This window comes from Psychrobacter sp. FDAARGOS_221 (assembly GCF_002313155.2).
GTDB lineage: Bacteria > Pseudomonadota > Gammaproteobacteria > Pseudomonadales > Moraxellaceae > Psychrobacter.
The window spans coordinates 2,401,664-2,413,735 of record NZ_NWFK02000001.1; the positions used below are offsets into that span (position 1 = coordinate 2,401,664).

Consider the following 12,072-nt stretch of genomic DNA (forward strand, 5'->3'; position numbering starts at 1 on the left):
AATAACAAGCACCTCGCTGATTAGGCTTCAGGCGTTGGCTCTACCGGTTCAACCGCAGCTGCTGCTTCTTGTTCTTCTTTTGAGCCTGGCTCTGGTGCAATCGCCAGCTTTTCAGCGCGAATCTTAGCTTCGATTTCTTCGGCGATGGCTGGATTGTCTTTCAAGAATAATACCGAGTTTGCTTTACCTTGACCAATTTTCTCATCGCCATAGCTATACCAAGCGCCGGCTTTACCGACTACGCCGATATCAACACCTAAGTCGATGACTTCTGCTAAGTGGTTGGTACCTTCGCCGTAAGTAATCTCGAACTCTGCTTGACGGAACGGAGGTGCCATTTTGTTTTTGATAACTTTCACACGGGTTTGGTTACCAATGATTTCATCACCGCTTTTCACCGCGCCAATACGGCGGATATCTAGACGGACAGAAGCGTAGAATTTCAGTGCGTTACCGCCAGTGGTGGTCTCAGGTGAGCCAAACATAACACCAATCTTCATACGAATCTGGTTAATGAAGATAACCATACAGTTTGAGCGCTTGGCGTTACCAGTAATTTTACGCAGTGCCTGACTCATTAGACGGGCTTGCAGACCCATGTGGCTGTCACCCATTTCGCCTTCAATTTCAGCGCGTGGAGTAAGGGCTGCTACCGAGTCAATAACGATCATGTCTAGCGCGCCTGAGCGTACCAACATATCGGTAATCTCTAGTGCTTGCTCGCCATTATCAGGCTGTGATACCAATAGATCATCGGTGTTCACGCCAAGTTTACGTGCATAAATGGGGTCTAATGCGTGTTCGGCATCGATAAAGGCACAGGTACCGCCTTGTTTTTGACATTCGGCAATCGCTTGCAGGGTCAATGTGGTTTTACCCGAACTTTCAGGGCCGTAAATCTCAACGATACGACCTTTTGGCAGACCGCCAATACCTAAAGCAATGTCTAGGCCCAGAGAGCCAGTAGACACCACGTCCACGTCTAGAGTGGCTGAGTTATCGCCTAAGTGCATGATGGTGTTTTTACCAAACTGCTTTTCGATTTGACCCAGTGCGGCTTTTAGCGCTTTGGCTTTGTTGTCATCCATAAGAGTGTCCTAATTGGTTGGTTTCTTTAATAAGAGGTTTGATTAATTATTAATTATTTAATGGGTATTATGTGTTAAGTTTTTATTGATTATGGCTAACAAAAATAACACATATATTGGGTAAAAGAGAGGGGTGTTTGCGTTTATTTAATAATTCTCAGTATTGAGGTTTTAATTATCAATTTAGTGTCTATTGAGTCGTTATATTATCTATTTAATTGTTATGTGACCTGCTTTTTTAAATGGCTTTGTTTTTGAATAAAGTTTTATACGCTGCGGTGACTGTATTTTCGTTTATAGGATATGTTTATTTAGTGGAGTAATTATACCAAATATAGCCATATTGGATAGGGTAAGTATGATGATACTCGACAACGGATGTCGTGTGACTTTTAATGACTTAAAAAAGCTTGTTTAGCAGACAATCAAAAAAGCCAGTCGCAAATAGCAACTGGCTTTTTCTCAATCTAATACCGTATCAATGTCTCAGTCTAATAGTGATTGAGATACGTCTAATGCTTGAGATTAATAGCTTTTGATCACGCCACAAGCGATACGGTCACCGGCGTTACCGGCAGGCTGGCTGATGTAGTCATCTGTACCAGCATGGACAACAAAGGCGCGGTTGTAGACACTGTTTTCAGCATTGGTGTCAACTGAGATACCTTTTTTAAGGAAGTTCATGGTACCGACACCATTGGCGTTGATTTTCACGTTTGGTAGGTCGCCAGCATGGCTGTTAGCACTTTTTGGATCGCCATGATTGGTGCCATAAGGGTTGAAGTGTCCGCCAGCTGCTTTACCCATGTCTAAGCAGCTGCCTTTTTCATGGATATGTACCGCTACGGTTGAGCCTGGCGCAAAGCCTTTTAACTCACCAAATACTTGAACACCGCGCTCATCCGCACGTAAATACATATCGCCCACATGCTGAGCACTACCATCTACCGTATAAAGTTGTGACTTTAACGTTGGTTGTCTGTCATCAGCAACGTCCATATCAGGGGTTGCGGTGGTTTGACAGGCGCTTAGTGCGATAGCAGAAGCCAGTAGGGTAGATGTGGTTAATAACTTTTTCATATCATTCTCCGAGAATGTTGAGTGCTTGGTTTGTTAGTACTTAGTTTATTTAAGTCTATGCAATTTTTGATGTTTGTTAAATTATTTTCTTAATTTAAATGTGATTAACAGATTAAGTATATTTAGTAAATATTGTTATATCAATAATAGAAAGTTTAAGGCTGTGTTGGTTTATCGTATATTACGCCCTTTATTTGTTAGTAAAACCCATTTAAGCGTTCTGTTTAAATGGTTATCTACTCAAGCAACTTACTGACTAAAGCTTCTTATAATTACTAAATTTTCTTATAGCCACTAAATAAATGATAACGAATACACCCTCTTATGATTAATAAATAAATACTTACTAATAAATGACAGCCAATAAAAAACCGCCCAAGTGAATCTTAGGCGGTATTGATACAGCGTAATTTGTATTCAATATCAGCTATTGCATAAGCTATTAATCAGCCAGTCAATAGCAGATAAATTTCGCATGTTAGCTGCGTAATGGTTTGGTTGATTTGGTTGTATCAACCGCCACTTTACTTGGCTTTAAAGGCTTCGGCATTTTTACCAACGCCTCTTTTAACACCTCATCAATGGTCGAGACCGGTTGAATGGTCAAGCCTTCTTTCACATTATCAGGGATATCAACCAAGTCACGCTCGTTAGACTCAGGAATCAACACATGCTTGATGCCGCCACGATGCGCCGCAAGTAGTTTTTCTTTTAGACCGCCAATGCGCAGTACTTTACCGCGTAAGGTAACCTCACCTGTCATCGCAATATCAGGGCGAATCGCAATACCAGTCAAGGCAGACACCAGGGCAGTGGTCAACGCAATACCCGCTGATGGACCATCTTTTGGTGTCGCACCCTCTGGCATGTGAACGTGCACATCTTTTGACTTGAAGGTGTCATAGTCAACGCCTAGCAGCTCACCACGGGCACGTACCACACTCATCGCCGCACGAATCGACTCTTTCATCACGTCGCCCAATGAGCCGGTGTAAACCAACTCGCCTTTACCCAGCATGGTGATGGCTTCGATGGTGAGCAGCTCACCGCCAACGCTGGTCCAAGCAAGGCCAGTGACTCGGCCAATCTCAGGCTCTTCTTCAGCAAGACCATAGTCATACTGATGTACGCCCAGATAGTCGCTGATGTTTTTGTCATCGACAACCACAGTTTCGATCTTGGTCTTTTTCGATGGCTTCACACCATACTTTTCAATCGACTCGCGCACCACTTTACGGCAAATCTTGTTCACTTCGCGCTCAAGGTTACGCACACCGGCTTCACGCGTATAACGCTGAACGATACTGTGTAGTGCTTCTGGAACGATTTCAATTTCGTCATTTTTCAGACCATTTTGCTTAATCGCTTTTGGCACTAAGTATTTTTCAGCAATGTTGATTTTTTCATCTTCGGTATAACCGGGCAGACGAATCACTTCCATACGATCTAGCAGTGCTGGCGGAATATCCATACTGTTGGCGGTACAGATAAACATCACTTGCGACAAGTCTAAGTCAAGATCTAGGTAGTGATCATTGAACTTATCGTTTTGTGATGGATCAAGCACTTCTAGCAAGGCTGAGGCTGGATCACCACGGAAGTCTTGCGCCATTTTGTCGATTTCATCGAGTAAGAACAGCGGGTTTTTGACTTCAACTTTGGCCAATGACTGTACGATTTTACCCGGCATCGCACCGATATAAGTACGGCGGTGACCACGAATTTCGGCTTCATCACGTACGCCGCCAAGTGCCATACGCACGAACTTACGGCCGGTGGCACGAGCGATAGACTCACCCAGTGAGGTTTTACCCACACCTGGCGGACCGACCAAGCACAGAATAGGACCACGTAGCTTTTTCACCCGTGACTGCACCGCTAAATACTCTAAGATGCGGTCTTTAACATCGGTCAAGCCATAGTGGTCGGCATCTAGTACTTCTTGGGCTTTATCCAGCTTAATAGACACTTTGCTAGATTTCTTCCAAGGCGTATCTAAGATCCACTCAACATAGTTGCGTACCACAGACGATTCACTTGATGCTGGCGGCATGGTTTTTAATTTCTTAAATTCCTGCTCTGCTTTTTTGCGTACATCGTCTGGCAAGTCCGCTTCTTTTAAGCGGTTCTCAAGCTCTTCGATGTCATCTTCAGCATCAAAGCCGCTGTCACTGATTTCTGAAAGCTCATTTTTAATGGCTTTCATTTTTTCATTTAAGAAGTACTCGCGCTGATTGCTTTCCATCTGACGGCGCACAGCTTCTTGAATGTCTTGCTCGATAGACTGCTCAGCACTTTGCTTGGCTAAGTATTCAGTCAGCAAGTTAATGTGGGCATTGATGTCATCTTGCTCAAGCAGCTGCTGCTTGTTCTCAAGATCTATCGAGACACGGGTGGCAATAAAGTACACCAACTCTAATAAGTCATCGATGCGATCGGTAACCCGAATCAGTTCACGGCTATTGCGCAAGCGCGCTTCAGCGTAACCGGCAAATAAGCTGCGCAGTGCATTTAAAGTGTTTTGCTGCTGCTCATCACTCATAGTTAAGGTGATATCGCTACGGTCAAAGATACCGGTTAGATAATCGCCTTGATCCTGAACAGACTTTAACTGGACACGATACAAGCCTTCGATCAGAACTTTAATGCAGTTTTGATCGCTGTCATGGGGCATGGTGCTCACGATACGACACACGGTACCGTATTCATATAGATTGTCTTGCTGGATATCTTCAGTCAGCGAGTCTTTTTGAGCAACGACCAACACCAAGTCATTATAAGACTCTTGGGCGATCTCTACGGCTTCAACCGATGGCTGACGTCCAACAAATAGGGCAATTTGCATGTGTGGATACACCACAACATCACGCAAGGCCAATAATGGCAACTGAGTCACCTCATCTTGCGTATTAGGTGCCACATCCGTTGGCTCAAAATCTGTGGTTATGTCAGCATCAGCAGCGTCATCGATGTTGCTAGGTGCTTGCTCATCGACTTGATCGTTTTCGATGTTGTCATCGAACGCTTGCTCAATGTTGCTGTCATAATCTTTATCGGATTTACTCATATTTTTTCCTTTTCGTGTGACACAACTCTTCTGTTCATTTTATGGCAATGAAGGAAGTTGTTTATGTTATGTCTATCTAAATGGTGGTGGTTGCGACTAATTGCAAGTTTAAATATGGTTGTTCCTTGTCTATCAAGCACTTAACGCCCAAAAATCAGGTAGAATAGTTGCCTTGTGATGCGATTGTTTCACTGTAATCGTCAATTGTTAAATATGTTATTAAACGGTAGGATAGATGGGTTTTATAAATAACCAACCTATTGAAGTATAGCCAGTTAATAAGCCGTAAATATCCTGTTTTAGCGCAATCTTCGGTATTCACTGGTGGCTACCCTGTCTGTAGAAGGAACAAAATATGGTAAATGCAGTATTGTTGGCGGTGATTGTGATGTTAGGTCTGTCACTGGCCAGAGTGCATGTGGTACTCAGTTTGTTAATTGGTGCCATGGTCGGTGGCTTAGTGGGAGGTCTGGGTGTTGATGCCACTTTGGTTGCTTTCCAAGACGGTATCAAAAATGGGGCACAAATTGCCTTATCTTATGCGTTACTTGGTGCATTTGCGGTGGCCATTGCGCATTCAGGATTGCCACAGTCGTTATCTAATGGCGTTATTAATCGTATTAATAACAATCAAGGCGGCACTCAGTCTATCAAATGGGGTCTGTTCTTTGGTTTGGTACTGATGAGTGTGTTTAGCCAAAACCTAATCCCGATTCACATTGCTTTTATTCCATTGATTATCCCGCCATTACTGGGCGTATTTAATCGACTGCAAGTGGACAGACGCTTGCTGGCGTGTTTGATGACCTTTGGTTTGGTCACCACCTATATGTTCATCCCTTATGGCTTTGGTGAGATTTATTTAAAGCAAATCATGCTTAAGAACGTCGCTGAAGCGGGCATGAATGTCGAAAATGTCTCGGTGATGCAAGCGATGGCCATTCCAGCCACGGGAATGTTGGTGGGTTTGTTAACCGCTATCTTCTTTAGTTATCGTAAGTCACGCCATTACAATTTGGCAGCGCCACAAGCGCAAGCCACATCGGTTGCTGGGTCTAAGGCTGGCGCAAATGTGCATGCGACTCAAGGCGGCCAAGATACCTTAACCTCTATGGCAGCCAATGCCACAGCGCCTAGCAAAGGTAAGACCTTAATTGCGCTATTGGCGATTGTCACCGCCTTTGTGGTACAGCTTTATACCGAATCATTGCTACTGGGCTCATTATTTGGCTTCGGTATCTTTATGGCGACTGGGGTAGTGAAGTGGAACGAAGCGGACAGCGTGTTTAATGAAGGCATTAAGCTGATGGCGATGATTGGCTTCATTATGATTACTGCTCAAGGCTTTGCGGAAGTGATGAAAGCGACTGATCAGATTGCGCCACTGATTGAAGGCGCGACCAACTTGTTCGCCGGTAATAAAGGGGTCGCTGCAATAGTGATGTTGGCGATAGGTCTGATTGTGACTATGGGCATTGGCTCATCGTTCTCGACCATTCCGATTATTGCTGCCATTTATGTGCCTTTGTGTATGGCGATGGGCTTTTCACCACTGGCAACGGTGGCCATTATTGGTACGGCAGGGGCGCTTGGGGATGCGGGTTCTCCAGCTTCTGACTCAACGCTGGGCCCAACCTCTGGTCTGAATGTCGACGGTCAACACGACCATATTAAAGACAGTGTGATTCCGACCTTTTTACACTTTAACTTACCTTTATTGGCGTTTGGTTGGATTGCAGCGATGGTGCTGTAACCCATTATTTTAGTTGTAACGTTTAAATAAAAAGCGAGTGTCGATGGTTCGATGCTCGCTTTTTTTGTGGGTTTATTTGTATGTTGGTGCTATTATTAATTATAACTTCAATAACCCAATTTATCATCAAATTAGTTCATCTTAATTATTATGAATCTATCACGCCTTAAATTAAAACTGTCTATTATCCTATTCTCTTTGGCTTTATCCACAGCGAGTTTGGCCGCTTCTTTTACAGAGACGCAAAGGTTAGCCCAGCAGGGCGATCCAGTAGCGCAACTCAATTTAGGCATTATGTATGATAATGGCGACGGTGTGCGTCAAGACTATGGCAAAGCAGTAGAGTGGTATCAAAAGGCCGCCAATCAAGGTAATGCAAATGCACAATACAATTTAGGCGTTATGTATGTTAATGGCGACGGTGTGCGTCAAGACTATCAAAAAGCCAGAGAGTGGACTCAAAAAGCAGCCGTACAAGGGTATCCAAAGGCACAGTACAATTTAGGTGTTATGTATGAGTATGGTGAAGGCGTGCGTCAAGACTATCAAAAAGCCAGAGAGTGGTATCAAAAGGCAGCCAATCAAGGTGTTGCAGAGGCACAATATAATTTAGGCACTATGTATGAGAATGGCAATGGCATGCGTCAGAACTATGCCAAAGCAGTAGAGTGGTATCAAAAGGCAGCTAGTCAAGGACTTGCAGAGGCACAATACAATTTAGGCATTATGTATGATAATGGCGAAGGTGTTCGTCAAGACTATGCCAAAGCAGTAGAGTGGTATCAAAAAGCGGCCAATCAAGGGGATGCAGAAGCGCAATATAATCTAGGTGTTAGATATTATAATGGCGAAGGGATATCTCAAGATTATCAAAAGGCGAGAGAGTGGTTCCAAAAGGCCGCAAATCAAGGTGATGGAAAGGCACAATTCAATTTAGGTGCCTTATACTACTATGGTCAAGGCGTACGTCAGGATAAGGCTAAAGCCAAAAGCTATTTTGGCCAAGCATGTGACAATGGTGACCAAGAGGGTTGCGAACAATATCGTATCTTAAATGAAGCCGGTTATTAACCAGCCATTTTAATCTTAAAGTTTAGAATAAAAAAGCGAGTTTCGATGGTTCGATGCTCGCTTTTTTTGTGGATTAAGACTGTTATGATTTAAGACTCAGTTTGGTTGTCAAAGTGTTGAGCAAGTTGCGAACAACAGGTTAATAACAGATAGCCAAAGGATACCAGTAACCATAAAATTAAGTGTGCCAGTGGCGGTGGTGCATGCAGTAGCCTAGGACCAAAGAAGCCCAACAATACGAAGGTGATAACCAGCATCACTAAATACTTATAACGGCTCAGCATAAAGCGGTCAGCGACGGCAAGCAAAGTGATTTGCAGTAGCATGATCGCATTCATCTTCATAACCAGATTAATAGGATAATAGTCTGTGTCAGGTTGATCCATGAAATGTATCGCATAATGATCAGGAATATAGCCTGCCATGATGATTTGATAGACAGCGATTGCCCACAAAATCACAAACGTAACCTTAAACGGATGGGCTTTGATATAAGCAATGATCTTATTTAGATAAGCTGATTGAGCCAAAGTTGATTCCTTTGTTGTCGATAATGGATTGTTCCCAATCAAAAAAGTAGTTATGGCAAGCGATGATGACAAGGCAGTAGCGTTAAAACCGCAACAGTTAAGATGCCGCTAATTGTATAAATAGCGACAAACTTGCCAAATACAGGTTAATAACAGATAGGCGCAAGCTAATACGGTCCACATCATCATCCATACCAAGGCAGGCGGGGCATGCATAATCATCATCCCAAAGAAAAACATCAGGGGCAGGGTAACGATCAGCATCAGGCCAAACTTCCAGCGACTGCGCATATAAAAATCGATCGCAGCGAGTACAGCAAGATGCAACAGCATTATGACATTTAAAGTGACCACTAAGCCAGTCGCGTAAGGCTGTGGCTCAGGGCTATCCATATAACGCAAGGCAAAAGGGTTGGGGCGATAGCCTGCCATGATAATCTGATACACAAACAGCGCCCACAAAATCACAAACACAACTTTAAATGGATGCGCCTTGATATAAGCGATAACAGAAGCTAAATACGGCGTTGTATTTTTCATAGAGTCCTTTGAGGTGGTGTGCTTTAGGTTAGGATTAAACTGCACCAGTGATGCGTATCGTATGTGCTGCTTATGCGTTCATTAGTCTTCAAACTTATCAATCTCACCGGTTAGATAGCCCAAAAAATCATCGCCATTGCTCATTAATGCTTTGAGCTTATCGGGATTCACCAGTCTTGCCAATTCCTCTTCCGTAAATAGCTGTTCTTCAGGCGATAATTGACGTTGCTGTGCCACTCGGCTGCTATTCTCTAGGCTTTGTAGGTGTTTGTCTACATTGTCTGCAACGCTCTTAGTGCTTGAGCTTTCAGGTTTCACGCTCGCAGCGTTGTCTTTATCCTGCTTATTCTTTTTTAAATTATTATTTAAATCATTATTTAAATGCTTGGTATCTAAATGTTTGCTCATATTTTGGCCTTATGAAAACCAGCGTATTTTTTCTGGGGTAATCAGTGCATTTAAAGGCACATCCCAAGGCTGGGTGTCTAACTGCTCAACCACTTGAAACTCATGGCACCAACCAACGCGTAGTGGATGACGGCGGTGATTCTTTGAACTGCTGTATTGATACGACTTGGCCAGCGTGGTGTCATAAAAGCCGCCGCCCATCCCCATACGATTGCCGTGTTCGTCAGCGGCGACCAACGGACACATAATCAGATCAAGCTCATCAGCGAATAACAGATGCCGGCTTTTGGACTCTTTCATTCCAAAGCTGTGGCGAACGCTGGCAATATCAGACAGCTGACTGTTATAAACCGGCGTAAAGCGGATGTGTCTGTTGTCTTTGCCCAACGTATTAATCACAGGTATATAAGCCTGATAGCCCATGCGCTGACACCACTTAAGCAGAGGCTGAGTCGGCAGCTCACCAAAGTCATCGATATAGATGCCGACTTTGGCACCTTTAGGCAGGCGAGGGGTTAGCTTAGATAAAAAGCGAAACGCCATTGAACCGGCGTGACGGCGCTGCTGAGCGGTTAAGGCGCGGCGTTGACGATTGATATCTCGGCGAGAAGGATTGGTTGTTTTCATGTTGTCACTTATATCTTACTGGCGTATTTAACGGTTATATTGTCTATCAGCTCTGGTTTTATAGTGTCGATATTATGGTTGATGCTGTTTTTATACGGGCTGGCATGTGCAGATAGCGATCTTATAGCAGCCACAGCAGATACAGCAATGTGCTTGAATTATGGATTCAACTAGGCGTATTATTAACGCCGTCTTATAGGTGTCATGGCTTATTGAAACTATCTTTTATAGCTCCTCTAAATGCGTTTGACTGTCAGTCATGCTATCATAATTGCGCTATAATCAAAGCAATCGTAAACCAAGTCAGGTCACAACTACCATAACAAATTGTTTTAGCTTTTATATAATAAATAGGAGACAGTATGACAACTCGTACCGAAAAAGACACCATGGGTAATGTAGAAGTACCTAGTGAAGCGTACTGGGGTGCACAAACTCAGCGCAGCCGCGAAAACTTTAAAATTGGTGGTGAGACTCTGCCACGTCCAATGATTGAAGCCATGGCATTGGTAAAAAAAGCAGCCGCCATCACTAACGCAAGCCTTGGCCGTATCGAAGAGAGCCAACGTGACCTTATCATCCAAGCCGCTGACGAAGTCATCAACGGCGGTCTAACTGATCAGTTCCCATTAGTGGTATGGCAGACCGGTTCTGGTACTCAGTCAAACATGAACATGAACGAAGTACTGGCCAACCGTGCAAACGAAATTGCCGGTTCTGAGCGTGGTACTTATTCTCCAATCCATCCAAACGACCATGTTAACCATGCACAGTCAACCAACGACAGCTTCCCAACCGCTATCCGTGTTGCTGCTGCGCGTCAAATCAACAGCCTGTTAATCCCAGCGGTTAAAGCGCTACGTGACACGTTAGACAAAAAAGCCAAAGAATTCGACAGCATCGTAAAAATTGGCCGTACGCATTTACAAGACGCAACACCACTGACCCTAGGTCAAGAATTCAGCGGCTATGTTAGCCAGCTAGACCATGCACTAGTTCGTATCGACAATGCCCTACAAGGTCTGTATGAATTACCACTAGGTGGTACGGCAGTTGGTACCGGTCTAAACTCACACCCAGACTATGCGGTAAAAGCTGCTGAGCAACTATCAGAGCTAACCGGCCTACCATTTGTCACTGCACCAAACAAATTCGAAGCGCTAGCCGCTCGTGACGCAGAAGTATTTGCATCAGGCGCGCTAAAAACACTAGCAGCCAGCTTAAACAAAATCGCTAACGACGTACGCTGGTTAGCATCTGGCCCACGTTGTGGTCTTGGTGAATTAACTATCCCTGAAAATGAGCCAGGCTCATCAATCATGCCAGGTAAAGTGAACCCAACTCAGTCTGAAGCGATGACAATGGCCGTTGCTCAAGTAATGGGTAACGACGCAACTATCAGCTTCGCTGGTGCATCAGGTAACTTTGAGCTAAACGTTTATAAGCCAGTAATCGCTTATAACTTACTGCAATCAATCAAACTAATGGGCGATGCGTGCAACAGCTTTAACGAAAACTGTGCAGTAGGTATCGAGCCAGTTAAAGATAAGATTGATGACTTCTTACACAACTCACTAATGCTAGTGACTGCGTTAAACCGTCATGTGGGTTATGAAAACGCAGCGAAAATCGCTAAGACTGCTTATAAAGAAGACAAAACATTGAAGCAAGTTGCGGTTGAGCTTGAACTAATGACTGAAGCGCAGTTTGATGAGTGGGTGAGACCAGAAGAGATGGTTCATCCTAAATAATTGCACCATAAAAATCTGATTAGCATCTTTAGTCAATTTCAGCCTACAAGTCGTAGTACTTTAAATTGACTGCCTCGCTACTCAAATTTTTAGCATTTGGTTGATTAACTAAAAATGCTAACAGCCATTCAAAAAAAGACCCTGTCACATTTGGTAG

At 43.9% G+C, this 12,072-nt stretch carries 10 protein-coding genes; 3 read left to right on the top strand and 7 right to left on the bottom strand.

Going from position 1 to position 12,072, the window contains the following annotated elements:
* Positions 1 to 20 precede the first annotated feature (20 nt).
* The 3 genes from recA to lon form a co-directional block, all read right to left on the bottom strand.
* Positions 21 to 1,088, bottom strand: coding sequence for a recombinase RecA (recA, locus tag A6J60_RS10110; protein ID WP_096065881.1), 1,068 nt, complete (start codon positions 1,086 to 1,088; stop codon positions 21 to 23).
* Between the two features lie 525 nt (positions 1,089 to 1,613).
* Positions 1,614 to 2,168, bottom strand: coding sequence for a superoxide dismutase family protein (locus A6J60_RS10115; RefSeq protein ID WP_096065882.1), 555 nt, complete (start codon positions 2,166 to 2,168; stop codon positions 1,614 to 1,616).
* A 478-nt stretch (positions 2,169 to 2,646) separates the two neighbouring features.
* The gene (gene lon / locus A6J60_RS10120) at positions 2,647 to 5,235 is read right to left on the bottom strand and encodes an endopeptidase La (protein ID WP_096065883.1); all 2,589 of its coding nucleotides are present in this window, start codon (positions 5,233 to 5,235) and stop codon (positions 2,647 to 2,649) included.
* 355 nt (positions 5,236 to 5,590) lie between these two features.
* Here lon and A6J60_RS10125 point away from each other — a divergent pair, with 355 nt between their 5' ends.
* Positions 5,591 to 6,988, top strand: coding sequence for a Na+/H+ antiporter family protein (locus A6J60_RS10125; RefSeq protein ID WP_096065884.1), 1,398 nt, complete (start codon positions 5,591 to 5,593; stop codon positions 6,986 to 6,988).
* Positions 6,989 to 7,138: 150 nt separating this feature from the next.
* A complete protein-coding gene (locus A6J60_RS10130; protein ID WP_096065885.1) occupies positions 7,139 to 8,059 on the top strand; it encodes an SEL1-like repeat protein in 921 nt (306 codons plus the stop codon).
* Between the two features lie 89 nt (positions 8,060 to 8,148).
* Here A6J60_RS10130 and A6J60_RS10135 read toward each other — a convergent pair whose 3' ends face one another.
* The 4 genes from A6J60_RS10135 to A6J60_RS10150 all read right to left on the bottom strand — a co-directional run bounded on the left by A6J60_RS10135 (position 8,149) and on the right by A6J60_RS10150 (position 10,164).
* On the bottom strand, positions 8,149 to 8,589 hold the full coding sequence (locus A6J60_RS10135) for a hypothetical protein (protein ID WP_096065886.1): 441 nt from the start codon (positions 8,587 to 8,589) through the stop codon (positions 8,149 to 8,151).
* A 108-nt stretch (positions 8,590 to 8,697) separates the two neighbouring features.
* Positions 8,698 to 9,129: a hypothetical protein gene (locus tag A6J60_RS10140; protein ID WP_096065887.1), complete on the bottom strand. Its 432-nt coding sequence runs from the start codon at positions 9,127 to 9,129 to the stop codon at positions 8,698 to 8,700.
* An 81-nt stretch (positions 9,130 to 9,210) separates the two neighbouring features.
* The gene (locus A6J60_RS10145) at positions 9,211 to 9,537 is read right to left on the bottom strand and encodes a hypothetical protein (RefSeq protein ID WP_096065888.1); all 327 of its coding nucleotides are present in this window, start codon (positions 9,535 to 9,537) and stop codon (positions 9,211 to 9,213) included.
* Between the two features lie 9 nt (positions 9,538 to 9,546).
* Positions 9,547 to 10,164 carry a 5-formyltetrahydrofolate cyclo-ligase gene (locus A6J60_RS10150; protein WP_096065889.1) on the bottom strand — a complete coding sequence of 206 codons (618 nt, stop codon included), beginning with the start codon at positions 10,162 to 10,164 and terminating at the stop codon, positions 9,547 to 9,549.
* A gap of 362 nt (positions 10,165 to 10,526) precedes the next feature.
* Between A6J60_RS10150 and fumC the strand changes: the two genes are divergently transcribed.
* Positions 10,527 to 11,915, top strand: coding sequence for a class II fumarate hydratase (fumC, locus tag A6J60_RS10155; protein ID WP_096065890.1), 1,389 nt, complete (start codon positions 10,527 to 10,529; stop codon positions 11,913 to 11,915).
* Positions 11,916 to 12,072: the final 157 nt, after the last annotated feature.